The sequence below is a fragment of the uncultured Caulobacter sp. genome, assembly GCF_947036865.1.
GTDB lineage: Bacteria > Pseudomonadota > Alphaproteobacteria > Caulobacterales > Caulobacteraceae > Caulobacter.
The window spans coordinates 1-24,503 of record NZ_CAMQSF010000038.1; the positions used below are offsets into that span (position 1 = coordinate 1).

Consider the following 24,503-nt stretch of genomic DNA (forward strand, 5'->3'; position numbering starts at 1 on the left):
CACACCTCACTCTGGCACGTAGATGCCGTCGGGGGGCGTCCACCCCATCACCCTTTCGCCCCCTACCCCTCCCCCTCGCCCTTCTTCCGCTTGCACGGCTTGACGATCACCTTGTCGATCCGGCTGCCGTCCATATCCACGATCTCCAGATCGAAGGCGCCGATCTCGACGTGTTCGCCCTCGCTCGGGATGCGGCCCAGGCGGTCGAGGATCAGGCCGGCCACGGTGTGGTAGCCGCCGTCGGCCTCGAAGTTCTCGCCGAGGTGATCGTTCAGCTCCTGGATGTCGAGCCGGGCGTCGATCAGCCAGCTGCCGTCCTCGCGGCGGATGATGCGGGTGTCATCGTCCTCGTGGTTCTCCGGGAAGTCGCCGGCGATCATCTCCAAGAGGTCCAGCGGCGTGATCGCCCCCTGCAGCGAGCCGAACTCGTCGACGACCAGGGCCATGTGCAGGCTGGTCTGCTTGAAGACCTGCAGCGCCTTCAGCAGCGACATGGTCTCGGGGATGGCGACCGGCTGCTGGACGTGGGCCTTCAGGTCCAGGGGCTCGTCGCCGAGACAGGCGTCCAGCAGATCCTTCTTCAGGACGACGCCGATGTCGCCGTCCAGGTCGTCCTCGGTGGCGACCAGGATGCGCGAGTGGGCGCTGGCGCGGATCTCGGAAAGGATGGTGGACGGATCGTCGGCCAGCGACACCCAGAAGAGGTCGCGGCGCGGGGTCATGGCCACGCGGACCGGCCGGTCGCCCAGGCGCAGCACCTCCTGGATCATCGAGCGCTCCTCGGGCTCGATCAGGCCGGCGTCGGCGCCCTCGGCCAGCACGGCCTCGACCTCCTCGGTGGTGACGCTGCTGTTGCGCTCGTCGCGCACGCCCATCAGGCGCAGCACGCCCGCCGTCGACACCGTCAGCAGGGTGACGAACGGGCGCAGGGCCGTGGCGACGAGGGCCAGGAACGGCGACATGCGGCGGGCGATGACGTCGGGAAAGATCAGGGCCAGGCGCTTGGGCACCAGCTCGCCCAGGATCACCGACACATAGGTCAGGCCGATGACCACGATGGCCGTGGCGATGCCTTCGGAATATTTGGCGACCGCCGGGAAGCTGGCCTCGAGCCACTTGTCCAGGGCGCCGGCGATGGTGGCCTGGCCATAGGCGCCGGCGAAGATGCCGATCAGGGTGATGCCCACCTGCACGGCCGACAGGAACCGGGTCGGGTGCTCGGCCATCTCCAGCGCCAGCTTGGCGCCGCGGTCGCCGCGATCGGCGAAGCCTTGCAGCCGGGCCTTGCGGGCCGAGACCACCGCCAGTTCGGACATGGAGAAGACCCCGTTCAGCAGAACGAGGAGAAGGACGACGACGAGGGCGACGAGGATCATGGCCTCAGGGGGAAAGGCGTCACGGCGCCGGACGGCGGCCGCGCCGGGCGGCGAAGGGCCCGGCTCCGCCACTATACAAAGAAAAGCGCGCTCGCCCATAGAAAGGCCGCGGCGCCCTCCGAACAACGGTCGATCGGCCAAACGAAAGGGCGGCCCGTCGCCGAGCCGCCCTCCGTCAATTCAGACCGTGATCTGGATTTAGTACTTCACGCGCAGTTCGATGCCGTAGGTGCGCGGCGGGTTCAGGTTGCCGTAGTCACCGATGGTGCCGCGGTTGGCGGCCGAGACGCGGTAGACGTGCGTCTCGTCGAGCAGGTTGCGGGCCCACAGCGACAGGCTGGCCGAACCGGCGTCGCCCATGGCGATGTCGGCGAGGGTCAGGTTGCCGTTGACGATGAAGCTGCTGTCACCCTTGACCGCGACGTTCTGGACCAGCTTGCCGGTCGGCGAGACGTCGGCGAACTCGCTCTGGAACGAGTACTGGGCGTCGGCGTAGTTGGCGTCCAGGTGGGCGCGGACGGTCATCGAGCCGACCGGATACTTGAAGTCGACATAGCCCGAGGCGGCGTTCGGCGGCGTGTAGACCACCTGCACCGGGAACGGCGAGCCTTGCGGCACGTCGGTGTTGCCCAGGTAGGGGAACGGGGCGGCCGGGATCTTCACGTCGGTATAGGCGTACGAGGCGCCGATCGTGACGTTCTCGGTGACGCGGGCGGTCAGTTCGGCTTCGAAGCCCTTGATCTTCGACGTGCCCTTGGCGTTCGCCGTGTCCTCGGTGTGAGCGCCGAGGGTCGGGCTGCCGGGGGTGGTGTCGACGTTGTCGAAGTCGATCTGGGTGTTCTGACGGTCCATTTGGTAGGCCGCCAGGTTCAGGCGCACGCGGTTCTCGAGGAGATCCATCTTGGCGCCGATTTCGTAGGCCTTGACCTCTTCCGGACCGAAGGCCTGGAAGGCCGACGAGCGGTCGTTGGCGCCGCCGGCGCGGTAGCCGGTCGAGTACTTGGCGTACAGGTTGATGCCTTCAGCCGCGTCGTACGACACGTTCACCAGCGGGTCGAAGCGGCCCTTGTCGTAGGTGAACTTGAAGTTCGTGGCGCGGCCGTTGACGACGTACAGCGTACCGTCGCGCTTGTCCTTGGTGTAGCGGCCGCCGACGGTCAGGTGAACCTGCTTCATCGACTCCGGCGTGAAGGTGCCTTGACCGTACACGGCGTAGCTCTCGGCGTCCGCCTGGCTGGCGCGGGCCAGGAAGCGGGTGCTGCGCTGCCAGCCCTGGGTGGCCGAGGTGATCGGGCCCGTGCCGAAGCTGCCGTAGGCCGAACGGATCGTGTAGGCCGTGCCGTCGGCGTTCCAGGTGTTGGTCAGCGGCGTCGAGGCCGATTCCTTGGCGTGTTCCTTGAAGTAGTACAGGCCACCGACGTAGTTGAAGGTGTCGCCCACATCGCCGACCGCCTGGAATTCCTGGCTGTACTGGTACTGATAGAGGTCCGACAGGCTGTAGCGGCCGAAGTTGGCGCCCGGCGCGAAGACGTTACGGGCTTCGATGCCCGAGTTGTCCCACTGGTTGGTCGCCACGGCGCGAGCGGCCGTGATCGAGCGCAGCTGCAGGTTCGGCGCGACGTTGTACTTCAGGGTGGCCATGGCGCCGCCCGTCTTGTCGACGCTGGGCTGCTGCACGGTGCCGATGTCGGAGATGCGCTGACGATCGCGGCCCACGCGCACCAGCGGCGAGAGCGGGTTGATCGTGCCGGCCGGCGCGGCGGCCGCGGCCGTGACTTCGGCCAGGGTGCGGACGCGCTTGCCATAGGGGTTGTAGTTCAGCAGCTGGCTGAAGAACGGGGTGTTCTCGTCCTTCGAGTAGTCGACCGAGAGCAGGGCGCTGAACTTGTCGTTCGGCTTATAGAGGCCCGACAGGCGGGCGCCGGTGCGGTGATACTGGTTCCAGCCGGCTTGGCCTTCCATCGGGTTCTTGGTCGTCGGGTTCTGATGCTGGATCAGGCCGTCGAACTTCAGCGACAGATTGTTGAACTCTTGGAAGTCCTGGTGGAGCTCCAGGCCGTAGGCGCCGTAGTTGCCCATGCCGGCGACGATGCGGCCGCCCGCTTGGCCCGTCGGGGCCTTGGTGACGATGCTGAGGGCGCCGCCTTCGGTGTTACGGCCGAACAGGGTGCCTTGCGGACCGCGCAGGACTTCCAGGCGCTCGATGTCGAGCAGGGCCGAGTTCAGGCCTTGCTGACGGCCCAGGTAGACGCCGTCGATATAGACGCCGACGCCTTGGTCACGGGCGGTCTGGTTGGCGTCGAACGGCACGATGCCGCGGATGCCGATGGTCAGGGCCGACTGGCGGGCTTCGAACGTGGCGACGCGCAGCGACGGGATGGCGCCGTCGGCGAGGCTGATCAGGCTTTCGGCGTGGCGGTCGGCCATGGCCGTGGCGCTCAGCACCGAGACGGCGATCGGGGTCGATTGCAGGTTGGTTTCGCGCTTGGTGGCGGTGATGACCACTTGCTCGAGCGCCGTGTTGTCGGCGGCGGCGGCGGTGGTGTCGGCGGCGTAGGCGGCCGAGGCCGTCGCCATCACGAGAGCGACGATCGCCGCGCCTTCGAAATATTTCCGCATAGGAAGGGGTCCCCTTGTTGGTTGGCCAGGGGAATAAGCCGGGAGCAATGATGCTTCAGTGACGGCTGTGTGTACGTTTTAAGACGTGATAATTTTGCGCCACGGTCGCGTAATGGGCGATCATCGTCCGTGCCGTTTCGAGACATCGCGGCGGCCGGCGCCGGTTCGCGGAGAAGCGGACGCCGGGAGGACAAATCTCCGCCTCTATCGCCGTCGCCGGATCGGGCGTCCCTTAAGGCTATTACCTGAAAAGTTACCGACCGAAGACTCCGGAAACTAATATTGTCTCTTGGAGACGGAGATATCGTCTTCCGGGGATAGGTCGCGGGGTCGTGGCCGGCCGCCGGCGGCCACGCGCGAAGCTTGGCGAGATTTTGGCCTTCCTCGCCGATGACGTGTCGGAGACGGGCCGGATCGGCGCCCGCCGGTCCAGCGCTGTCACAGCAGCCGCGTGCGGATCACCTGGGACAGAAGGTCGATCAGCGACACCGCCACGACGATGACCAGCACGATGCAGCCGGTCTGGTCGAACTGGAACGCGTTGATCGAGTCGATCAGGATCTGGCCGATGCCGCCCGCCCCGATCAGGCCCAGCACCGTGGCCGCGCGGCTGGAGGATTCGAATCGATAGAGCGCGTAGCTGGTCCACAGCGGCGCCACCTGCGGGATGACGCCCCAGGCGATCTCCTGCAGCTTGACGGCCCCGGTGGCGCGCACGCCCTCGACCGGGCCCTTGTCGATCGACTCCACGGCCTCGGCGAACAGCTTGGCCAGGACGCCGCCGGTGTTGATCATCATCGACATCACGCCGGCGAACGGCCCCAGGCCCACGGCGGTGATGAAGATCAGCGCCACCACCAGGTCGGGGATCGAGCGGATCAGATCCAGCACGCGGCGGACCGGCTGCTGGATCCACCAGGGCGTGATGTTGCGCGCGCCCAGGAGGCCCAGCGGGATGGCCAGGACCACCGCCAGCGCCGTGCCCCAAAGGGCCATCTGGATCGTCTGCCACATCTTGGCGATGATCAGCGGCCAGTCCATCGACATGAACAGCGCCGGATCGGTGAACGGCTTGAAGAACAGCCGGGCGAAGCCGCGCGTCCGCTCGGTGTCGGTGAACAGCTGCGGAAACTTGTCGATCTCGGCGGGCTTGAAGCTGACGATCAGCAGCAGGACGACGCCGCCCCACAGGGCCGTGTCGAAGGCCAGGGCCGAGGTCGACCGCTTGGGCGGCGGCGGGACGCCGCCGCTCTTGGCGATGTCGCTCATCGAGGACCTCAGCTGGCCGGCGTCGCGGCGACGCCCGCCTTGCCCTCGGCCGCGACGCGCTCGGCCTTGATGCCGTCCAGGGCCTTCTGCGCCGCCTCGATCCTGGCCTTGTCGCCGGCTTCGCGGGCGAGGCCGAGGTTTTCGGTCGCCTCCATCTCGCGCACCACCAGGAGGTGGGTGTCGTCCGCCGGCTTGAAGCCGCCGATCGACAGCTTCTTCAGATAGCCGCGCTGCTGCTCGGCCTCCGGCGTGTCGCCTTGCGCATAGGTCAGGAAGAACTGACGCAGCTTTTCCTTGACGACGGGGTCGAGGTCCTTGCGCCAGACGATCGGGTCCTCCGGCAGGGTCGGCGACTGCCAGATCACCCGCACCTTGTCGACGACGCCCTCGCCGCGAGCCTTGGACAGGCCGATGGCGGTGGAGTTGTTGGTCGCCGCGTCCAGCTTTCCGTTGGCTACCGCGAACAGGTTCGCCTGGTGATTGGCGCTGATCACGGTCTTGAAGCAGTCCTCGGGCTTCTTGTTGGCCGGGATGAACACATAGGTCATCGGCGCCAGGGTGCCCGAGGTCGACTTCTTGTCGCCGATGCCGAAGTTCAGCGTCTTGTCGCACTTCAGAAGGTCCTGGACCGTCTGGATCTTGCTGGCGGCCGGGACGATGATCACCGACTTGTAGCCGTCGACGCCCGACGGATCGAAGGTGCGGGCGAAGACCTCGCCGCCCGAGCGACGCACCGCCTCCAGGCCCGACTGGTTGGAGAACCAGCCCACATCGGTCTGCTTGGCGCCCATCGCCACGATCAGCGACGAATAGTTGGTGGAGTAGAAGGCCTTCACCTTCAGGCCGGTCTGCTTCTCCATGTCGGCCAGGATGGGCTTCCAGTAGCTCTCCATGTTCTGGGCCGACTCGGTGGATAGGATCGAGAAGACGATCGTGTCCTTGCCGGCCGGCGCCTGGGGCTTCTGGCCGCACGAGGCGAGCGCCAGGGCCGCGAGGCCGAGGGCCGACAGGCGGGCGGCGGCGACGAGGGCCGAACGACGGCTGATCATTGCGGGGCTCCTTCCCAGAACACGTCCTCGAATTCCGGGCCGTAGATGTCGATGAGTTTGTCACGCGTCAGGCCGGACGCCGGGCCGTCATAGACCTTCTGTCCGGCCTTCAGGGCCACGACCCGGTCGCAGTAGCGAAGGGCGTAGTCCACCTGGTGCAGGGTGACGACGACCGTCAGGCCGTCGCTTTGATTGAGATCACGCAGGATCTCCATGACCTTGCGGGCCGAGACGGGGTCGAGCGAGGCGACGGGCTCGTCGGCGAGGATGACCTTGGCCCGCTGGACCAGCGCCCGGGCGATGGCCCCGCGCTGCTGCTGGCCGCCCGACAGGGTGTTGGCGCGCTGGCCGGCGTAGTCGGCGACGCCCACCCGGGCCAGGGCGGCCATGGCCCCCTCGCGCGTCTCCCTCGGCCACAGGCCCAACAGGCCCCGCGTCGTCGAGACCCGGCCAAGGGCGCCGAGCGCGACATTGCTGAACAGCGACAGCCGGCCGACCAGGTTGAACTGCTGGGCGATGAAGCCGATGCGGACCCGCGCCTTGCGAACCTCGCGCGAGACCTTGCCGCGCGCCTGGACCGGAGCGCCGAAGGCGGTGATGGCGCCGCCGTCGTCGATCGTCTGCAAGCCGTCGATCGAGCGCAGCAGCGTCGATTTTCCCGAGCCCGAGGGGCCGATGAGCGCGATCATCTCGCCCCGCGCCACGTCGAGGGAGACATTGTCCAGCGCCCGTCGCGACCCGAAGGTCTTGGAGGCGGCCTGGATGGAGAGAACAGGGTCCGACGTCATGGTCGGGGCGAATCCTTAACGCGGTTTCCAGGCTTGGGAAATGCGTTCTCCGGTTTGCGAGCCGCGCGCAATGAATTTGTGACGCCCCGGCGCCGAATTCGGGTCCGGCGGGCGATCGAAGGCCCCTCGCTTTTGGGCGCCGAAACGGCCCCGGAACGGCCAAATCGCTCGCCCCTTCGCCCCCCGCGCCGCGGCGCCGCAAGGCCTCTCGGAGCCTTGCGCGAAAAGGGTCTTTACATCCCCGAACAATGCCCCTATTTCGCACGGCTCCGGCGGACCCGAAGTCCTACAAGCGCTGCTAACGCCGGCCTGGGTTTAACTTCCAACAGGGGGTTACGTGAATTGCACACGTACCATACGCCCCTGGACCTGGTCCGCGAGCGGTCGCCGGAACGTCCTGTCGCCATGGTGCGACCGGACGCGGTGGCGGTAGCGGCGCGCTGGTTCCAGTCTGAATTCAAAGGCGACGTCTTCTACGCCGTAAAGGCTAACCCGTCGCCCTGGCTGATCCGCGAGCTGGCTCAGGCCGGCGTGCGCTCGTTCGACGTCGCGTCGTTGAACGAGGTCGAGCTCGTGGCCAACGAGGCCCCTGGCTCGCGCATGGCGTTCATGCACCCGGTCAAGAGCCGCGTGGCCATCTCGGCCGCGTACTTCGATCACGGCGTGCGGACCTTCTCGTTCGACACCCACGACGAGCTGGCCAAGATCCTGGACGCCACGGGCCAGGCCAAGGACCTCAACCTGATCGTCCGCATGGGCGTGCAGGCCGAGGGCGCGGCCTACAGCCTGTCGGGCAAGTTCGGCGTCGAGGCGCACAACGCCCCGGCCCTGCTGCTGGCCGCGCGCCGCGCCACCCAGGACCTGATGGGCGTCTCCTTCCACGTCGGCAGCCAGTGCATGCGCCCGACGGCGTTCCAGGCGGCGATGGCCCAGGCCAGCCGCGCCCTGGTGCGCGCCGGCGTGCTGGCCGATGTCGTCGACGTCGGCGGCGGCTTCCCGTCGATCTATCCGGGCATGGTCCCGCCGGATCTCTCGGAGTACCTGGCGGCCATCGACCGCGGCTTCGCCGAGATGATGGTCCACGAGACCACCGAGCTCTGGTGCGAGCCGGGCCGCGCCCTGGTGGCCGAGGCCTCCTCGCTGCTGGTCAAGGTCGAGCTGAAGAAGGGCGACGCGCTCTATCTGAACGACGGCTCGTACGGCTCGCTGTTCGACGCCGCCCACATGAAGTGGCCCTTCCCGGTCAAGCTGTATCGCAAGAATGGGGAAGTGGTGGAAGAGGGCCTCAAGCCCTTCCGCTTCTACGGCCCGACCTGCGACAGCGTCGACCACATGCCCGGCCCGTTCTACCTGCCGGAAAGCGTCGACGAGGGCGACTATATCGAGATCGGCATGCTGGGCGCCTATGGCGTGGCGATGAACACGCGCTTCAACGGCTTCGGCGAGACCGACACCGTCGAAGTCCAGGACGCGCCGATGGCCTCGATGTACGGCCTGGCCAAGCGCTCGATCCCGGCCGTCCGCCAGGAGGCCGAGGAGCGCAAGATCGTCCGGTTCTCCCGCCCGAAGGGCGCGGCCGGCAAGCGCAAGCGCCGTCGCTGAGGTCGGCGCGGTTTAGAACGCGTTCAAAGGCGGGGCCCAGGCCCCGCCTTTTTTCGTTTCGGGAGCCCCTTTGGATCTCGGCCGTTCGGCGAGCGTCGGCGGTCTGGACTTTTCTCGCCCGCCCGCACACACCTTAGGTAGGGCCAGGTTGGGGGTGCGCGTGAAAGCATTGGTCGACAAGTTGCGGGGCTGGCCGCTGGCGGTCCTGGTGATCTCGCTCGCCACGGCGGTGCTGCTGCACAAGCCGCTCGTCCAGGGGACGGGCTGGAGCCACAGCTACTTCTTCAACGCCTCGTGGGTGCTGGGCTTCAACGACGCCCTGCAGCGGGGCGAGTTTCCGCCGCGCTGGCTGCACGACGGCTTCAACGGCCTGGGAGCCCCGTCCTTCTACTACTATCCGCCGCTCGCCTTCTACGTCACCGCGCTGGTGCGCGGCGTCGCGGGTCCGGGCATGGACCATTCGCATCTGATGGCCTGGGGCGCCTATCTGACCACGGCGGCCTCGGGCCTGGCCATGTTCGCCTGGCTTCGCGACAAGGCGGGCGCCGGGTGGGCGCTGGCCGGGGCGCTGGCCTATGTCTTCGCGCCCTATCACCAGATCGACGACTTCGTGCGCGGCGCGATGGGCGAGACCACCGCCTACGCCGCCGTGCCCCTGGTCATGCTCACCCTGGAGCGCACGGCCCGCTCGCGCCGCTGGATCCCCGGCCTGGGCTTCGCCTTCGCCGCCCTGATCCTGTCCCACCTGGTCATCGCCATGCTGGTCAGCGTCAGCGTCCTCTCGATCTACGCCGCCTGGCTGGTCCTGACGGCGCCGAAGGCCGAGCGGGCGGCGGTCGTGCTCCGTTGCGGCGCCGGCGCCCTGTTGGGGGTGGCGATGGCGGCCAGCTATCTGGGTCCCGCGACGCTGATGCAGTCCTACGCCTCCCTGCAGTGGATGTGGAACGCGGGCGCCTACGACCCCTACAACTGGGCGCTGCTGCGGCCGGATCTGTGGCCGTTCCGGCCGTTCTCGGTCTCGATGGCCTGGCTGGGCTGGGGCACGGGGGCCCTGGGCCTGGCGGCCGTCCTGGCCGCGGTCGGCAGGACCCTGCCCGCCAAGCTCGCCGAGGCGGCCCTGTGGGGCGGGATCACCCTGTTCGGCCTTCTGCTCTACGCCCTGCCCTGGGTGTGGCACGGCCCGACCGGCCTGCTGCTGGGCAAGGCCCAGTTCGCCTATCGCATCCTGCTGGGGATGGAGTTCGCCGCCGTCACCGGCGTGGTCCTGGCCGCCGCCGGCGGTCGCTGGGTCCGGCTGCTGGTGCTGGTTCCCCTGTGCCTGATCCCCCTGAAGCACGGCTACGACATCAACGCCGGCGACATACGGATGCACCTGGTGCAGAACGGCGACCTCAGCGACGAGATCCGGGGCATGATCGCCGCGCGCCGCACGCCTCAGGAGCATCTGCCCCAGGGCGTCGACATCGCCTCGCCGCGCTTCGCCGATCCCAGCTTGATGAGCGGGTTCTCGGACGTGCCGATGGCCGCGGCCAAGGACCCCGGAGCCCAGATCACCAAGACCGGGGTCATGCCCGACGGCACCGTCGTGGTGATCATGCGCGCGGCGCGGCCGACCCTGGTGGTGCTGCACCGCTTCTACTATCCGACCTGGCACGCCTATCGCGTCCAGCCCGGTCGCGATCCCGAGGTCGCGGTCGAGGCCTCCGGCGGCGAGCGCCTGCTGGCGTTCCGCGCCGACGCGGGGGTCAACACCTACCGGATCCGGATCGAGCGCTCGCCGCTGGAAAAGGTCTGCGACACCCTGTCGCTGCTGGCCATCCTGGTCGGATTGGCGCTTTTGGCGCCGAGCCTGATGGAAGGACTTAAAAAATTTCGCAAAGCCGCTATATAGCCGCCCTCATTCGAAACACCCCCTCGCCGGTCGCTCCGTCCCGGCGGTCCTAGCGGGTCACGACGGGCGCTCACACTCAGAGGATTCTCTGTCATGAACGCTCCCGTTCCGAACACCAAGGCCGAGCTGCTCCAGAAGACCGTCGAGCACGTCGACATCACGTCCTACGACGCCCGCCCGATCATCGACTCGATGCGCAAGATGTCGTTCAGCTCGCGCGACACCGCCCGCGCGGCCGACATCTTCAACATGGCCCTGGCCGACAAGGGCTGCTCGACCTGGCTGATCCTGGCCGGCTCGACCTCGGCCGGCGGCTGCATGCACGTGTACCGCGACATGGTGAAGAACGGCATGATCGACGCCGTGGTCGCCACCGGCGCCAGCATCGTCGACATGGACTTCTTCGAGGCCCTCGGCTTCAAGCACTACCAGGCCGCCGGCCCGGTCGACGACAACGTCCTGCGCGACAACTATATCGACCGCATCTACGACACCTATATCGACGAAGAAGAGCTGCAGGCCTGCGACCACACGATCCTCGAGATCGCCAACCGCCTGGAGCCGCGCGGCTATTCCTCGCGCGAGTTCATCTGGGAGATGGGCAAGTGGCTGTCGGAAGGCAACGCCAAGAAGCAAGGCTCGCTGATCCAGACGGCCTATGAGGAAGGCGTGCCGATCTTCTGCCCGGCCTTCGTCGACAGCTCGGCCGGCTTCGGTCTCGTCAAGCACCAGAAGGAACGGGCCGCCGCCAAGCAGCCCTACCTGATGATCGACGCCGTGGCCGACTTCCGCGAACTGACCGACATCAAGATCGCGGCCGGCACCACGGGCCTGTTCATGGTCGGCGGCGGCGTGCCGAAGAACTTCGCCCAGGACACCGTCGTCTGCGCCGAAATCCTCGGCGTCGAGGCCGACATGCACAAGTACGCCATCCAGATCACGGTGGCCGACGTGCGCGACGGCGCCTGCTCGTCGTCGACGCTGAAGGAAGCCGCCTCGTGGGGCAAGGTCTCGACCACCTACGAGCAGATGGTGTTCGCCGAGGCCACCACGGTGGTGCCGCTGATCGCCTCGGACGCCTACTGGCGCAAGGCCTGGGAAGGCCGCGAGAAGCCGCGCTGGAACAAGCTGTTCGGCAAGTAAGCTTGATAGCGTCCCACTGAAGAGTCAGGGTCCCCGGACAGCTTGTTCGGGGACCCTTTTTCATGCGCGTCGTTCCGCTCGCCGCCCTCGCGGCCCTGCTCTGCGCCGGCTCGGCCCTGGCCCAGCCCAGCCCGGTTCCGCCGCGACCCCAGCAGGGCTATCTGCCCGGCGGAACGCTGGACACCTTGAAGATCCTGCCGCCCGCGCCCCAGCCGGGCTCGCCGCAAGCCGAGGCCGACCGCAAGATGTTCCTGGCCACCCGCGCCTGGAAGGATACGCCGCGCTGGGCTCTGGCGATCAACGACGTCGACGAGAAGGCCATCCTGACCGACTTCCAGTGCGCGCTGGGCTTCACGCCGTCGCTGACCAAGACGCCGCGCATGGCCGGCATGCTGCTGCGCCTGCGCTTCGACGTGGGCGCGGCGGTCAACGGGCCCAAGGACTACTACAAGCGCCCCCGCCCCTATCTGGTCGACGAGGGGCCGATCTGCGTCGACAAGACCGACGGCCTCGCCAAGAGCCCCGACTATCCCTCCGGCCATTCGACATGGGGCTACGCGGTCGGGCTGGCGCTGGCGCAGGCCGATCCCGAGCACGCCACGGCGATCCTGGCCCGCGCCCGAGCGTTCGGCGAAAGCCGCGCGGTCTGCGGCGTGCACAATGTCAGCTCGGTCCAGGCCGGCCAACTGAACGCCTCGGCCCTGATGGCGGCGGTCAGCGGGACCAGCCTGTTCCAGTCGGACCTGGCCGGGATCCGCAAGGAGATCGCCGACAACCGCAAGGCCGGCCCCGCCCCGGACGCCGCCAAGTGCGCCGCCGAGGCCGAGCTGATCGCCAAGCCTCTGCTCTAGGTTTCGCCCCTTAGCTTGCGCGCGAGCGCTCGCGCCTCTACGTCTTGGCCATGGCCCACGCTTCCGCCTGCGGACACGACCACTCCCATAACGGCGTCGCCGGCCCGGCCCTGGCGGCCGAGCTGGACGCCGCCGAGGCCCGCTGCGTCGCCGCCGATCAGCGCCTGACCGCCCCGCGCCGGCGCGTGCTCGAGTTGCTGCTGGAGGCCGGCCAGCCGGTGAAGGCCTACGACCTGATCTCGAGCTTCGGGGGCGAGGGTCCGCCGGCCAAGCCGCCGACCGTCTATCGCGCCCTCGACTTCCTGGAGAAGCAGGGCTTCGCCCACCGGATCGAGAGCCTCAACGCCTATGTCGCCTGCCGCCGGGAGGCCGACGGCCACGCCGCGGCGTTCCTGATCTGCGACTGCTGTGGCGCGACCCGCGAGATCGAGCCCAAGGCCAGCGCCGAGATCGTCGCCGCCGGCGCCGCCGCCGGCTACGCCCTGACCGGCGTGACGATCGAGGCCCATGGCCTCTGCGCCGATTGCCGAAGCTGATCTCCAGAGTCCGTTTTCCCCGCGAAAGTGGGGATCCAAGCGGCGCGAGACGCCTAGCCTCGGCGCGAAACTCCACTTCGGCTTGGATCCCCGCTTTCGCGGGGAAGATCGGTTGAGGTATTGGCGTTCTCGGAGCCAAGATCGGGACAAAGCATGACGACCATGGATCCGCTGCCCGGCGTCGAGATCTGGCGCGGCGGCGTCAACACCTGGGACTGCGACGAGATGGGGCACATGAACGTGCGCCACTATGTCGTGCGCGCCCAGGAAGGCCTGGTCGGCCTGGCCGCGGAACTGGACCTGCCGCACGCATTCTCGCCGCACGCCAACGCCACCCTGCTGGTCAAGGAGCACCACATCCGCTTCCTGCGCGAGGCCCACGCCGGCGCGCCGCTGACCATGCTGGGCGGGGTGATCGAGATGGGCGAGACCGAGGCTCGCCTGCTGCAGCTCTTGATCCATCCCGCCTCGGGCGAGCTGGCCGCCACGTTCCAGACCACGGTGGTCCACGCCACCCCGCGCGAGGGCCAGCCCTTCCCCTGGCCCAAGGTCGCTCGCGACCGCGCCGAGGCCTTGAAGGTCGAGGTTCCCGAGAAGGCGCGGGCGCGTAGCCTGGACCTCTCGCCGTTCACCCCCACCGCCAGCCTGGCCCGCGCCGAGGCCCTGGGCCTGACCCGCATCGGCCTGGGCGGCCTGCTGCCGTCCGATTGCGACGTATACGGACGAATGCGCGCCGAGCAGTTCATCGGCCGGGTCTCGGACGGCATCGGCGCCTTCATCCACCCGTTCCGCGACGTGGTGGTCCAGCACGCCGAGCACAAGCCGGCCCGCACCGGCGGCGCGGTGCTGGAGTACCGCATCGCCTACCTGGCCTGGCCGCGCGCCGGGGATCGGGTGGAGATCCGCTCGGGCCTGATCGGCACCGACGCCCGGACCATGCGCGTGGCGCACTGGATGCTCGACCCGGCCACGGGCGAACCGTGGGGAACCTCCGAGGCGGTGGCCATCACCTTCGACCTCGACGCCCGCAAGGTCGTGCCGGTGTCCGACGCGGCGCGAGCGGCGCTGGCGGCGAACGAGGTGGCGGGGCTGGGGCTGTAGGCGGCCCGCCCTCGCCCTCCGACAAGCTCAGGGTGAGGGCTGCTTCCGGCGCTTGGGGGAAACCTCACCCTGAGCCTGTCGAAGGGCGAGGTTTCCAGGCCCTCAGGCCGTCGCCATCTCGAACAGGGCGTCGCGGACCAGGTCCGGGCGCTCCATCGGCAGGAAGTGGGTCGTCCCCGCGACCGTCTCGATCCGCACGTCGCGGCCGCGCCCAAAGCCCTGGCCCGCGTGGCAGGTGGAGTGCTTCTCGGCCTTGAGGATCCGCACCGGCGCCGCCACCTGACGCGCGGCGCGCCAGGGATCGTGCGCCTGGGCCGCGTAGTTCGAGGCCTCCCACGCCGGGGCGCAGGCCAGTTCGACCTTGCCGTCCTGGCGCTGGACGAAGCCGCCGGCGACATAGTCGGCCAGCATGGTCTCGGGCCAGGTCTTGAAGGCGCCGCGGCCCTTGTAGCCGGCGAACACCTGCTCGCGGTCGTCGAACACGGCGCGGCGGCGCAGGGCCGACTGGACCAGCGGCATCTTCTTCCACAGCCGGCCCGAGGTCCAAGGGGCCTTGGCGTAGAGCGTGGCCAGCCAGGGCATGATCACGGGGTCGAGCAGCACGAGGCCCTTGACCCGCGCGGGGCGCTCGGCGGCGGCCAGCAGGCTGACCGTGCCGCCCATCGAGTGGCCGGCCAGCACCACCGGCGGGCCGTCCAGCGCGTCGAGCAGGTTGACGAGGTCGTCGCGCAGGTCGCGCCAGGAGCGGCGTCCCTCCGGCTCGGCGGGCAGGCGCGTGCCGCCGTGGCCGCGCTGGTCGATGGCCAGCACCCGCAGCCCCGCCGCCAGCGGCGAGAGCAGCACGCGATAGGTCTGGGCGTTGAAGCCGTTGGCGTGGACGAAGACGATGTCGATCGGCCGATCGGGCGGTCCGAACTCCAGAGCGGCGATCTCTCCGCCCGCGACCGGCACGGCGCGCTTGCGGGGTTCGCGAAAGACGGCCGCGTCCATGGGCGTGGCTCCTTGAGGGCGTTCACGGGTTAAGGTAGGCGCGCGCGGCCGCCGCGTCCATGCGGCCGCCCCTCGGGAAGGAGATCGGATGAAGACGCTCGCCACGATCGGCTACGAGACCGACACCCAAGGCGGCCTGATCGCCCGCCTGAAGGCCGCCGAGGTCGAGCTGGTCGTCGACGTGCGGGCGGTGGCCAGCTCACGCAAGGCCGGCTTTTCCAAGACCCTGCTGGGGAACAGCCTGAACGCCGAGGGCATCGACTACCTGCACCTGCGGGCGCTGGGCACGCCCAAGCCCGGACGCGAGGCGGCCCGCGCCGGCCGGATCGACGAGATGCGGGCCATCTTCGACGCCCATCTGGAGGAACCGGCCGCCCAGCTGGCCCTGGCCCAGGCGACCGACCTGGCCAAGACCCGTCGGATCGCCCTGCTCTGCTACGAGGACGACGCCAACTGCTGCCACCGCCAGATCGTGGCGGCGCGGATCCGCGCGACCCTGAAGTGCGAGGTGGTGGACTTGTAGCGGCGGGGGAGTCGTCCCCGCCCCTAGACCTGGGTCAGCTGCCACTCGCCGCGACCGTCCTTGCAGGCGCTGTAGCGCTGGCTGGACGCGCCCTGGCCGCCGCCCGAGACGGTGGCGTCGATCACCCGGCAGCTGGCGACCTGCTGCCCATAGGGCCGCGCCAGCGAGGCGGCGGCGTAGCCGACCCCGAGGCCGCCGCGACCGACCAGGATCCAGCCGCCGGTCGAGGTCACGCCCAGGGCGTCGAAGCTCTCGCCGGCCGCCAGCTTGCCGACCACCGGCGCCTTGGCCGACGGCCCGGCGCGCAGGTTGGCGGCCGCGTTGGCGACATAGGCCCCGCCGGCCGCCTCGTAGGTGGGCAGGCTCTCGACGCCCTGGGCGAAGCGCAGGCTCCGGCCGTCGATCGGCGGGCCATAGCTGGACGAGATCACCGCGACGCGGCCCGAATTGCCGGTGCGCGAATTGCTCCAGGTCTGGGCGACGCCGGTCTCCAGCGCCTTCTTGGTGGCCTGCTCGGCCATGGCCGCGTCGGTCGACTGCATGCGGCAGCCGATATAGGCCCCGGCCGCGGCGCCGGCGGCCGCGCCGACCAGCGTGCCTAGGGTCTTGTCGTTCTTGGCGATCGTGCGGCCCAAGAGCGCGCCGGCGGCCGCGCCGAGCAGGGCGCCGCCCTCCTGCTTCTTGCCCGAGCCCTCGCACGAGAAGAGGCCGCCGAGGCCGCGCGACTGCGCCACGGCCGGCGCCGGCGCGGCGACCAGGCTGGCGCTCGTCATGGCGGCCAGGGCGAGGGCCAGGGACAGCTTGTGCATGGCGGACTTGCGAAGGGTCATGTCGTCTTCCCCAGGGTCAGTGTTGTCGCCGCTCCCGCTCCGACCGATAGTCTCGGGACAGAAAAGGGAGGGCCGGGCATGAGCAGCCACGATCAGGCGGACTATAGCTGTTTCAAGGTCGAGATCGAGGCCGGCGTCGCGCACATCCAGTTGAAGCGACCGGAAGCCATGAACACCATGACCCGGCCGTTCTGGAACGAGCTTCCCGCGATTGTGAAACACATTGACGACAACGCCCTGGCGCGCTGCATCGTCATCTCCTCGACCGGCAAGCACTTCAGCGCCGGCATGGACCTGTCGGTGTTCACCGATGACGAGAGCGTCACCGCCCGCCAGGACGCCGACCGTTGGGTGGCCGCCGAGAGCTTCCGCCGCTTCGTCCATCACCTGCAGGAGACCTTCAGCTGCCTGGACAGGGCGCGCATGCCGGTGATCGTGGCGATCCAGGGCGGCTGCATCGGTGGGGCGGTGGACTTCATCAGCGCCTGCGACATCCGCTACGCCAGCGCCGACGCCTTCTTCCAGATCCAGGAGATCAATATCGGCATGACCGCCGACGTCGGCACCTTCCCGCGTCTGTGCAAGCTGATCCCCGAGGGCTGGGTGCGGGAGCTGGCCTATGCCGGCCGCCGCCTGCCGGCGGCGCGGGCCCGCGAGATCGGCCTGGTCAACGAGGTGCTGGAGACCCACGAGGCGGTCGTCGCCCACGCCCTGGAGACCGCCCGCGAGATCGCCGCCAAGTCGCCGCTGGCCGTGGCCGGCAGCAAGGTGATGATCAACTACGCCCGCGATCACTCGATCGCCGACGCGCTGGACTACATCGCCACCTGGCAGACGGGGATGTTCAGCGGCCCGCACATGGCCGAGGCGTTCACGGCGAAAGCGCAGAAGCGCGAGCCGGTCTATCCGGACCTGCTGCCGCTGAAGAAGAAGATGTGAAGGTGACGGGAAACCCTCTCCTTTAGGGAGAGGGAGGGGCCCGCCGCGAAGCGGTGGGAGGGTGAGGGGTTACGAGGTCTGACGGCGTGCCGGCACTCCGTCAGACGCTGTAACCCCTCACCCCAACCCTCTCCCATGGGAGAGGGAGCATGCCGCCATCCACCCTTCTCGGCCCTGCGGAACGTCCGCTCCCAGGGCCCTTTCCGCCAACGCCGCACACCCTCACCCTCCCATCGCTGCGCGATGGGCCCCGCCCTCTCCCGTCGGGAGCGGGTTTCGCCCCGTCACCCCGCGTAGGTAAAGCTCATCGGCGTGTCCGCCGCCGGCAGGCAGCCGCGATCCACCGGCTTGGTCGGATCCTGGAAGAAGCTCCGGATCATCTTGCGGGCGCACGGACTGCTCCGCGAGACGCCGTGGGTGGCGTTGGTGACGATCACCACCTGCGAGCCCTGGTAGCCCTTGGCCGCGGCCTTGGTCAGTTCGGGCGGGCAGCCGGGGTCGATCTCGGCGGCCAGGAACAGGGTCGGGATGGCCGTCTTGACCGGGGCCTGCTCGACCTTCGAGATCGGGCCGACGTCGATCGCCTTGCAGACGTCGTGGATGCGCTGCATCGAGACCACCATCAGGCGGGCGACGGGGTCGTTTTCCGTGCCGCTGGCCACCGCGGCGCGGTCCTCGAAGGGGATCTCCTCCTTGCACAGGTGGGTCATGAACTGGCCCTCGCTGTAGTAGTCGCGGTTCTCGACGAACTCCTGCACCGGCGACAGATCGCCCTGGATGATCTTCCACAGGTCGCGCGGTAGCACGCCGGCGGTGAAATAGCTGGCGTCCATCAGATAGCCGCCCAGGTCGTCGGCCGTGTAGGTCTTGCCGCCGACGGTCTGGGGGCCGGCCAGGAAGCGGTCGGCGACGACCGCCAGCTTGGCCTTCAGGTCCGGATAGCGGCGGGCGCAGTCGGCCACGACCGCGCACTTCTTCATGACGATGTCGATCGAGCTGGACACCATGGCCGGGCCGCCGACGGTCCAGTCGGCCTCGGGCGGCCAGGGCGAGTCCTGGACCACGGCGCGCACGCCCTGCGGCGCGTGGGTCTGGATCGCCGCCTCGATGCGGGTGCCGTACGAGCCGCCGAACAGGTCGATCCGCTTCAGCTTCAGCACCTTGCGCAGATCCTGGACGTCGGCCGCGACCTCGACGGCGTTGTAGCGCGAGAGGTTGACGCCCTTAGCCTGGAAGGCCTTCAGGCAGGCGACGATGCCTTGGGCGTCGGCCTCGGTGGGCGGGCCGACGTCGGTCAGGTGAGTTCCGGGACAGTCGAGCTTGGGGCTGGACTGGCCGCCGCCGCGCTGGTCCATGAAGATCCAGTCCTGGTCGACGGCGACGAACTCGCGCGGGGCCGGGCTGGCGAGCATGCGCGGCAGGCCGTCCAGGGCCGAGCCCCCGGGGCCGCCGTGCAGATAGATGACCGGGGGCAGGCCGGTCTTGGGCTGGGCGGCGTGGACGATGGCGATCGCCACGCGAATCCGCCGGCTCTTGGGATCGCCCCGCGTCTCGTCGACGATCAGGTCGCCGCACTCCACCTTCAGGCCGCTGGCCTTGTAGTCGCCGGCGCAGGCCTTGGGCTGGAAGGCCGCCGGGCTCGCATGGGCGGGAGTTCCCAGAGCCGTCGTTCCCAGGACGGACAGGGCGAGCGCGCCCAGGGCGGCGGCGATCCAGGGACGAGGCGACATCGGAAACTCCAGCGGTTTCCGTGCATCAACACCAAGCGTCGCGAGGCCGCAAGGCTCGGTTAACCCCACTTTTCAGGCGGGCGGCTGGAATCCGGCGGGCAGCTCGGCGCCGCCGAGGTCGGCCCCCTCCAGACGGGCGCTCGACAGATCGGCTTCCACCAGGCGCGCGCGCGGCGCGCTGGCGCCCCGCAGATCGGCGCCGCGCAGCACGGCGCGGGTCATGTCGGTGCGGATCACGCGATCCTCGGCGATCCTCAGCGGCCCCAGCTTGGCGTCGGTGAGGTCGGCGCGGTTCAGCTTGGCGTCGACCAGCCGCGCGCCGCGCAGATCGGCGCCGCGCAGCTTGGCCCCCCGCAGGTCCGCGCCCGAAAGATTGGCGCCCTGCAGCTGCGCGCCTTCCAGGTCCATGCCGAAGAACACCGCCTTCGGCGCGCACAGACCCGACAGACGACGGCCCCTCAGGCGGCGCAGGGGGCGGAAGTCGATGTCGGCGACCTTGGCCACGGCGCCGTCGCGGCCCTCGGTCTTGCAGAACAGCTCGTGCGCCTCCAGCACCTCGTTCAGGGGCTGGTCGTCGACATAGATGATCGGCGGCGGGGCGCGCAGCACCTCGGTCAGGTCCGCGTCCGTCAGGTCGGCGCCGCGCACGTCGACCCCGACCAGCACGGCGCGGCGCAGCGAGACGCGGGCCATGTCGGCGTTGTGCAGGTTGGCGCCGGACAGGTTGGCGCCGTCCATCACCGCGTGGCTCAGCTTGGCGCCCTGCAGCGAGACGTTCGAGAGGTCGGCGTCGGTGAAGTCGGCCTGCCGCGCGAAAGCCCCGGACATCTGCGCGCCGCTGAGATTGGCGCCCTGCAGCATCGCGTAGTCCAGTTCGCCCGCGCGCTTGTCGTGCTCCAGGATCCGCAGGCCCTTCTCGTCGTCCTGCACCGCCGTGACGCCCTCGCGCAGGTCGCAGCCCGAAAGATCCGCGCCGCCCAGATTGGCGCCGCGCAGACAGACGCCGCGCATGTCGCAGCGCGACAGATCGGCGTCGCGCAGGTCAGCGTCGCGCAGGTCCGCGCCGTACAGCGTGGCGCGGGTCAGCTTAGCGCCGCGCAGCGAGGCGCCGCCCAGCAGGGCTCCGGTCAGGTCGGCCTCGGCCAGGTTCGCGCCGTCCAGCTCGTAATTGTTGAGATTGACGTATTGCAGCACCGCCCGCCGGCCGTTCGGCAGGCCCTTCAGATAGCGAGCGTGCGCCTCGACCATGTCACGCACCAGCGAGGCGTGAAGGGTTCGGATCAAGCTCGGTCGTGAAGACGCGGCGGCGGACATCGGGGGCGCGGAACCTCTGCGGTCGAAGGGCCGGACTAATCCCCAAGGTTGCCTGATCAGCTTTAAGCAAACGTTCAGACCGCGACAGAAAGTCGCGGGGGCCGCGGCTACAGCCACCCCTTGCGGCGGAACCACAGGAAGGGCGCGGCGGCGGCCAGGGCCATCAGCAGGATCGCCATCGGATAGCCCTCGGCCCAGCGCAGCTCCGGCATGTGCTCGAAGTTCATGCCGTAGATGCCGGCGATCAGGGTCGGCGGCATCAGCACCACCGAGAACACCGAGAACACCTTGAAGATCGAATTCTGCTCGATGTTGATCAGGCCCAGCGCCGCGTCGAGCAGGAAGGTGATGTTGCCGGCCAGATAGCTGGAGTGGTCGGTGATCGACTGCACGTCGCGCTGCAGCGATTTCAGGTGGTCGCGCAGGTCCTTGGAGCCGTCGAACTGTTCGGCCAGGGCCGCGAAGCTGAGCAGGCGGGCCAGGCTGACCAGGCTGTCGCGCGCCTTGGAATTGACGTTCTGGGCCCGGCCCAGGCGGTTGAGGATCTGCTCGAACGCCGCGCCGCGCGGGCGGCCGAAGATGGCGCGCGACTGCACCTCGACCTCGGCGGCGGTGCGCTCGAGGATGTCGGCGGTGCGGTCGACCACCGCGTCCAGCAGCCCCAGGAACGTCTGCAGGCCGTTGGGGCACAGGCTGGGCTGGCGCTCGGCCTGGGCGGCGAAGATCGAGAAGGCGCGCGGCTCGACATAGCGGATGGTGACCAGCTTGGTCCCGTGCAGCACGAAGGTGACGGGGGCGGCGGTCGGCAGGTCGCCGTCGGCGTTGACCAGCACCGTGGCGGTCATGAACGTGCCGCCGTCTTCCTGATAGAGCCGCGAGGAGGCCTCGATCTCGGCCATCTCCTCGCGGGTGGGCAGCAAGAGGCCGATCGACTGCTCGACGGCGACTTCCTCGGCGCGGGTGGGATCGACCAGTTCGATCCAGACGGCGTCGGCGGGCAGCCGCCAGTCGGGCGACAGGCCGGCGGCCTCGAAGCCCGGCGCGCCGTGACGCAGAATTCTGAGCATGGTCGCACCCTCGCTACGGGCCGGGTTTGCCCCGGCCCAAGCTTCAGGTCAACGCGCGCGAAATCAGCGCGGCGCGTTCTGCTTGTTGTTGGCGTCGCTCGAACCGCCACCGGTGGCGGCCTCGATCAGAGCGGCGATGCGGTCGGTCTGGTCGGCGGCCTGGCTGATGATGTCCAGCGGCGAGGCGCGGACCGAGGCGGCCACCTGGTTGGCGGCGGACTTGGCCGCCGAGACCACGGCGTTCTGGGCCATGGCGATCTTGCTGGTCGCGGCGGCGATCTTCATCGCCTGGGCGTCCTGATAGATGAAGCCGTTGGTCGGATAGACGCTGGTGCCCAGATCGCGGATCGGGTCGTACCAGACCTTGACCTGGGTCCAGTCGCCGTTGGGCGAGACGTCGACGACGGTGACGTCCTTTTCGATCTGGCCGCGATCGCCCTCGATGATCGACCAATTGGCGTGCGTGACCTGGATGACACGGTCGGTCAGCACCTGGCTGACGAAGGCCACGTGGCCGAGGTTCATGCGGGCGGTGGGCTTGAACACCAGGACCGAGCCGATCTTCGGAATCGAGCCGGTGTCATAGTGGCCGGCGGCCTGGCTCCACCACGTGCGGGCGTCGCCGAAAATCTGGATGCCCGACATCAGTCGGGCGAAAGGTACGCACTGCCAGTAACCGTCGGCGTTCGCCGCCATCGGCGCGAAGCTGATCATGGCGGCAGCGGCCAGGGAACCCAGCAGGGCCCTCGTCCGTTTCGTCATGCTGTGGGTACTCCCCCGCGTCACTGGGTGAAGGTCTAACCTTCCAGGAAAGACGTGAAAAGAGTGTTTATGCCGCACCCGCGAACGCCAAGCGCCGCTGTTTCCATCGCGCCGCGAAAGACTTCATGGCCTCGCGACACGGACGTTCGATTAGATGATAGGAGATCGCCGACAGCGGGACAAGCGCGGCGACAATCAAGACCCAGATCAGAAGCGGCAATTTCTCGCCCTCTATGTTCAGAAGGCGGGCGGCGGCATTGATCGCGAGGATCTTCCACGGAATGCAGATCATGTAGGTGGAATAGCTGATCTCGCCAAGATAGGTGAAGACTGACTGTCCAGCAAACTCGAAACCGGCTCTGGCGAGGCTGGCGAGCATGAAAATAAGTGCTCCAAAAAGCATCACGATCACCGGATCGGGGAGGGAAAATCGCACGGCGGCGAGCGTCGCGACGCCTAGAAAAGCGGCGCCGTAGCCGCTGAGTCGGTCCGGGACCCGGCCGGAGCGCCACAGGGCGTGCAGCGCGCAGCCATAGGCGAAGCACGGGACGATGCGCAGGGCGCCCCACTGGATCGTGGCTTCCGTCAGCGGAAAGCCGGCCAGGGCCTGGAACGCCGGATAGAGGACCGCGATCAAAGCCAGCGCGCCCAGCACGGCCGAGACCGGCCGCGCGCGCAGCCGCCAGGCGGCGAGGGCGAAGGCCGGGAAGGTCAGATAGGCGAACCACTCGGCCGAGATCGACCAAGAGGCGTGGTTCCAGCCCGACACCGGCGCGAAGCCCCAGGCGTGGACCAGGAGGAGGTTGGCCGGCAGGGCCTTCCACGCCAGGATGTTCGGATCGACCGACAGGCCCGCCATGGTGGCGACAACGGCCATGGCGCCGACCCCGACCAGCGTGGCCAGGTGCAGCGGATAGACCCGCGCCAGCCGGTTCCACAGGAAGTCGCCATAGCGGAACCGCCCCTCGCCAAAGCCGCGCACATAGACGTGGCACAGGATGAAGCCCGACAGCGTGAAGAACGCCTCGACCCCCAGATAGCCCTTGGCGGCGATCGTCGGCGTGAAGCCCACGTCCAGCTTGGGCCAGTAGTGGTAGAGCACCACCCAGAAGGCGGCGAAGAACCGCAGGGCGGTCAGGGGCCTGATCTGGGCGGCGTCCGGCATCGACGGCGTTCCTTAAGGGCTCGCGATTCCACCTTCGGAGTGGAAAGTCGAGCGTTACCCACCCACTTCGCTGTGTTACATGTATGCGTACGCGAAACGGCGGCTCAGCCCCTTATCCTAGCGAGGACCGATGAACGAACTCCTTAGCCTGATCGCCGACCCCGCCGCCTGGGCGGCGCTGGTCACCCTGGTGGTGATGGAAGTGGTGCTGGGGATCGACAATCTGGTGTTCATTTCGATCCTGTCGAACAAGCTTCCCGCCGAGCATCGGACCAAGGTTCGGCGCATCGGCATCTCCCTGGCGCTGATCATGCGCCTTGTTCTCCTGTCGACCATCGCCTTCATCGTCGGCCTGACCGCCCCGGTCTTCGATCTGGGGATCGCCGGTCCGGCGGGCGCGCACGGCGAGCCGAGCTTCGAGACCGCGTTCTCGTGGCGCGACCTGATCCTGATCGCCGGCGGCGCCTTCCTGATCTGGAAGGCCACCAAGGAGATCCACCACACGGTCGACCCCGGCCGGAGCGACGACGTGCTGGAGAAGGACAAGGCCACCATGGTCATCTCCAATGTCGGCGCGGCGATCTTCCAGATCATCCTGCTGGACCTGGTGTTCTCGATCGACTCGATCCTGACCGCTGTCGGCATGACCGACCACCTGCCGATCATGGTGGCGGCCGTGATCATCGCCGTCACGGTGATGCTGCTCGCCGCCGACCCGCTGGCCAACTTCATCAACAACAACCCGACCGTGGTGATGCTGGCCCTGGGCTTCCTGCTGATGATCGGCACCGTGCTGATCGCCGAAGGCTTCGGCGCCCACGTGCCCAAGGGCTACATCTACACCGCCATGGCCTTCTCGGCCGGCGTGGAGGGGCTGAACATGCTGGCGCGGAAGCGGGGGGCGAAGTAGGCGGGGCAGAGGGACCGAAACCTGACCCTTCGACAGGCTCAGGGTGAG

Annotated in this window: 21 protein-coding genes and 1 pseudogene; 9 read left to right on the forward strand and 13 right to left on the reverse strand. The window is 68.6% G+C overall.

From position 1 onward, the window contains the following. Positions 1–62: 62 nt before the first annotated feature. The 5 genes from Q0V34_RS16560 to phnC form a co-directional block, all read right to left on the reverse strand. Positions 63–1,376, reverse strand: a complete 1,314-nt coding sequence (locus Q0V34_RS16560; RefSeq protein ID WP_297514034.1) for a hemolysin family protein — start codon at positions 1,374–1,376, stop codon at positions 63–65. A gap of 198 nt (positions 1,377–1,574) precedes the next feature. After that, positions 1,575–3,995, reverse strand: coding sequence for a TonB-dependent receptor (locus Q0V34_RS16565; protein WP_297514037.1), 2,421 nt, complete (start codon positions 3,993–3,995; stop codon positions 1,575–1,577). 438 nt (positions 3,996–4,433) lie between these two features. Then, positions 4,434–5,264: a phosphonate ABC transporter, permease protein PhnE gene (phnE, locus tag Q0V34_RS16570; RefSeq protein WP_297514040.1), complete on the reverse strand. Its 831-nt coding sequence runs from the start codon at positions 5,262–5,264 to the stop codon at positions 4,434–4,436. Positions 5,265–5,272: 8 nt separating this feature from the next. Continuing rightward, positions 5,273–6,313 (reverse strand): phosphate/phosphite/phosphonate ABC transporter substrate-binding protein, encoded by a 1,041-nt coding sequence (gene phnD / locus Q0V34_RS16575; RefSeq protein WP_297514043.1) that lies wholly within the window; start codon positions 6,311–6,313, stop codon positions 5,273–5,275. Beyond that, on the reverse strand, positions 6,310–7,101 hold the full coding sequence (gene phnC, locus Q0V34_RS16580) for a phosphonate ABC transporter ATP-binding protein (RefSeq protein WP_297514046.1): 792 nt from the start codon (positions 7,099–7,101) through the stop codon (positions 6,310–6,312). The genes phnD and phnC overlap by 4 nt, the downstream gene beginning before the upstream one ends. A gap of 342 nt (positions 7,102–7,443) precedes the next feature. Here phnC and Q0V34_RS16585 point away from each other — a divergent pair, with 342 nt between their 5' ends. The 6 genes from Q0V34_RS16585 (at position 7,444) to Q0V34_RS16610 (ending at position 14,225) form a co-directional block, all read left to right on the forward strand. Then, positions 7,444–8,703: a type III PLP-dependent enzyme gene (locus Q0V34_RS16585; protein WP_297514049.1), complete on the forward strand. Its 1,260-nt coding sequence runs from the start codon at positions 7,444–7,446 to the stop codon at positions 8,701–8,703. Between the two features lie 160 nt (positions 8,704–8,863). Then, complete coding sequence (locus tag Q0V34_RS16590; protein ID WP_297514052.1) at positions 8,864–10,594, forward strand: 6-pyruvoyl-tetrahydropterin synthase-related protein; 1,731 nt, start codon at positions 8,864–8,866, stop codon at positions 10,592–10,594. A 93-nt stretch (positions 10,595–10,687) separates the two neighbouring features. After that, positions 10,688–11,737 carry a deoxyhypusine synthase gene (locus Q0V34_RS16595; RefSeq protein WP_066681246.1) on the forward strand — a complete coding sequence of 350 codons (1,050 nt, stop codon included), beginning with the start codon at positions 10,688–10,690 and terminating at the stop codon, positions 11,735–11,737. A gap of 62 nt (positions 11,738–11,799) precedes the next feature. Then, positions 11,800–12,588, forward strand: a complete 789-nt coding sequence (locus Q0V34_RS16600) for a phosphatase PAP2 family protein (protein ID WP_297514058.1) — start codon at positions 11,800–11,802, stop codon at positions 12,586–12,588. A gap of 50 nt (positions 12,589–12,638) precedes the next feature. Next, positions 12,639–13,124, forward strand: coding sequence for a Fur family transcriptional regulator (locus Q0V34_RS16605; protein ID WP_297514060.1), 486 nt, complete (start codon positions 12,639–12,641; stop codon positions 13,122–13,124). A 153-nt stretch (positions 13,125–13,277) separates the two neighbouring features. Continuing rightward, a complete protein-coding gene (locus tag Q0V34_RS16610) occupies positions 13,278–14,225 on the forward strand; it encodes a thioesterase family protein (RefSeq protein WP_297514063.1) in 948 nt (315 codons plus the stop codon). Between the two features lie 102 nt (positions 14,226–14,327). Here the strand turns inward: Q0V34_RS16610 and Q0V34_RS16615 are convergent, their stop codons facing one another. Next, positions 14,328–15,215, reverse strand: coding sequence for an alpha/beta hydrolase (locus Q0V34_RS16615; RefSeq protein WP_297514066.1), 888 nt, complete (start codon positions 15,213–15,215; stop codon positions 14,328–14,330). Positions 15,216–15,303: 88 nt separating this feature from the next. On the opposite strand from Q0V34_RS16615, the gene Q0V34_RS16620 reads away from it, so the two are divergent. Further along, positions 15,304–15,738, forward strand: coding sequence for a DUF488 family protein (locus Q0V34_RS16620; RefSeq protein ID WP_297514068.1), 435 nt, complete (start codon positions 15,304–15,306; stop codon positions 15,736–15,738). Between the two features lie 23 nt (positions 15,739–15,761). On the opposite strand, the gene Q0V34_RS16625 is transcribed toward Q0V34_RS16620, so the two are convergent. Next, on the reverse strand, positions 15,762–16,568 hold the full coding sequence (locus Q0V34_RS16625) for an SH3 domain-containing protein (RefSeq protein WP_297514070.1): 807 nt from the start codon (positions 16,566–16,568) through the stop codon (positions 15,762–15,764). A 78-nt stretch (positions 16,569–16,646) separates the two neighbouring features. On the opposite strand from Q0V34_RS16625, the gene Q0V34_RS16630 reads away from it, so the two are divergent. Further along, the gene (locus tag Q0V34_RS16630) at positions 16,647–17,507 is read left to right on the forward strand and encodes a crotonase/enoyl-CoA hydratase family protein (protein ID WP_297514072.1); all 861 of its coding nucleotides are present in this window, start codon (positions 16,647–16,649) and stop codon (positions 17,505–17,507) included. Positions 17,508–17,529: 22 nt separating this feature from the next. On the opposite strand, the pseudogene Q0V34_RS16635 reads toward Q0V34_RS16630, so the two are convergent. The 6 genes and pseudogenes from Q0V34_RS16635 to Q0V34_RS16660 all read right to left on the reverse strand — a co-directional run bounded on the left by Q0V34_RS16635 (position 17,530) and on the right by Q0V34_RS16660 (position 23,545). Then, positions 17,530–17,658 (reverse strand): annotated as a pseudogene (locus Q0V34_RS16635) (hypothetical protein). 133 nt (positions 17,659–17,791) lie between these two features. Continuing rightward, complete coding sequence (locus Q0V34_RS16640; protein WP_297514075.1) at positions 17,792–19,237, reverse strand: alpha/beta hydrolase; 1,446 nt, start codon at positions 19,235–19,237, stop codon at positions 17,792–17,794. Positions 19,238–19,309: 72 nt separating this feature from the next. Then, a complete protein-coding gene (locus tag Q0V34_RS16645; RefSeq protein ID WP_297514078.1) occupies positions 19,310–20,551 on the reverse strand; it encodes a pentapeptide repeat-containing protein in 1,242 nt (413 codons plus the stop codon). Positions 20,552–20,658: 107 nt separating this feature from the next. Continuing rightward, positions 20,659–21,618: a magnesium transporter CorA family protein gene (locus tag Q0V34_RS16650; RefSeq protein ID WP_297514081.1), complete on the reverse strand. Its 960-nt coding sequence runs from the start codon at positions 21,616–21,618 to the stop codon at positions 20,659–20,661. A gap of 63 nt (positions 21,619–21,681) precedes the next feature. Further along, positions 21,682–22,380, reverse strand: coding sequence for a CHAP domain-containing protein (locus Q0V34_RS16655; RefSeq protein ID WP_297514084.1), 699 nt, complete (start codon positions 22,378–22,380; stop codon positions 21,682–21,684). A gap of 67 nt (positions 22,381–22,447) precedes the next feature. After that, positions 22,448–23,545, reverse strand: a complete 1,098-nt coding sequence (locus Q0V34_RS16660; RefSeq protein ID WP_297514087.1) for an acyltransferase — start codon at positions 23,543–23,545, stop codon at positions 22,448–22,450. A 130-nt stretch (positions 23,546–23,675) separates the two neighbouring features. Here Q0V34_RS16660 and Q0V34_RS16665 point away from each other — a divergent pair, with 130 nt between their 5' ends. After that, positions 23,676–24,455: a TerC family protein gene (locus tag Q0V34_RS16665; RefSeq protein WP_297514090.1), complete on the forward strand. Its 780-nt coding sequence runs from the start codon at positions 23,676–23,678 to the stop codon at positions 24,453–24,455. The last annotated feature ends 48 nt before the right edge of the window (positions 24,456–24,503 follow it).

What these genes read in the sequence shown, in the direction of transcription:
- Q0V34_RS16560 (WP_297514034.1), bottom strand. Translation starts at nt 1,376, where the DNA reads ATGATCCTCGTCGCCCTCGTCGTCGTCCTTCTCCTCGTTCTGCTGAAC.
- Q0V34_RS16565 (WP_297514037.1), bottom strand. Translation starts at nt 3,995, where the DNA reads ATGCGGAAATATTTCGAAGGCGCGGCGATCGTCGCTCTCGTGATGGCG.
- phnE (WP_297514040.1), bottom strand. Translation starts at nt 5,264, where the DNA reads ATGAGCGACATCGCCAAGAGCGGCGGCGTCCCGCCGCCGCCCAAGCGG.
- phnD (WP_297514043.1), bottom strand. Translation starts at nt 6,313, where the DNA reads ATGATCAGCCGTCGTTCGGCCCTCGTCGCCGCCGCCCGCCTGTCGGCC.
- phnC (WP_297514046.1), bottom strand. Translation starts at nt 7,101, where the DNA reads ATGACGTCGGACCCTGTTCTCTCCATCCAGGCCGCCTCCAAGACCTTC.
- Q0V34_RS16595 (WP_066681246.1), top strand. Translation starts at nt 10,688, where the DNA reads ATGAACGCTCCCGTTCCGAACACCAAGGCCGAGCTGCTCCAGAAGACC.
- Q0V34_RS16600 (WP_297514058.1), top strand. Translation starts at nt 11,800, where the DNA reads ATGCGCGTCGTTCCGCTCGCCGCCCTCGCGGCCCTGCTCTGCGCCGGC.
- Q0V34_RS16605 (WP_297514060.1), top strand. Translation starts at nt 12,639, where the DNA reads ATGGCCCACGCTTCCGCCTGCGGACACGACCACTCCCATAACGGCGTC.
- Q0V34_RS16610 (WP_297514063.1), top strand. Translation starts at nt 13,278, where the DNA reads ATGACGACCATGGATCCGCTGCCCGGCGTCGAGATCTGGCGCGGCGGC.
- Q0V34_RS16615 (WP_297514066.1), bottom strand. Translation starts at nt 15,215, where the DNA reads ATGGACGCGGCCGTCTTTCGCGAACCCCGCAAGCGCGCCGTGCCGGTC.
- Q0V34_RS16620 (WP_297514068.1), top strand. Translation starts at nt 15,304, where the DNA reads ATGAAGACGCTCGCCACGATCGGCTACGAGACCGACACCCAAGGCGGC.
- Q0V34_RS16625 (WP_297514070.1), bottom strand. Translation starts at nt 16,568, where the DNA reads ATGACCCTTCGCAAGTCCGCCATGCACAAGCTGTCCCTGGCCCTCGCC.
- Q0V34_RS16630 (WP_297514072.1), top strand. Translation starts at nt 16,647, where the DNA reads ATGAGCAGCCACGATCAGGCGGACTATAGCTGTTTCAAGGTCGAGATC.
- Q0V34_RS16640 (WP_297514075.1), bottom strand. Translation starts at nt 19,237, where the DNA reads ATGTCGCCTCGTCCCTGGATCGCCGCCGCCCTGGGCGCGCTCGCCCTG.
- Q0V34_RS16645 (WP_297514078.1), bottom strand. Translation starts at nt 20,551, where the DNA reads ATGTCCGCCGCCGCGTCTTCACGACCGAGCTTGATCCGAACCCTTCAC.
- Q0V34_RS16650 (WP_297514081.1), bottom strand. Translation starts at nt 21,618, where the DNA reads ATGCTCAGAATTCTGCGTCACGGCGCGCCGGGCTTCGAGGCCGCCGGC.
- Q0V34_RS16655 (WP_297514084.1), bottom strand. Translation starts at nt 22,380, where the DNA reads ATGACGAAACGGACGAGGGCCCTGCTGGGTTCCCTGGCCGCTGCCGCC.
- Q0V34_RS16660 (WP_297514087.1), bottom strand. Translation starts at nt 23,545, where the DNA reads ATGCCGGACGCCGCCCAGATCAGGCCCCTGACCGCCCTGCGGTTCTTC.
- Q0V34_RS16665 (WP_297514090.1), top strand. Translation starts at nt 23,676, where the DNA reads ATGAACGAACTCCTTAGCCTGATCGCCGACCCCGCCGCCTGGGCGGCG.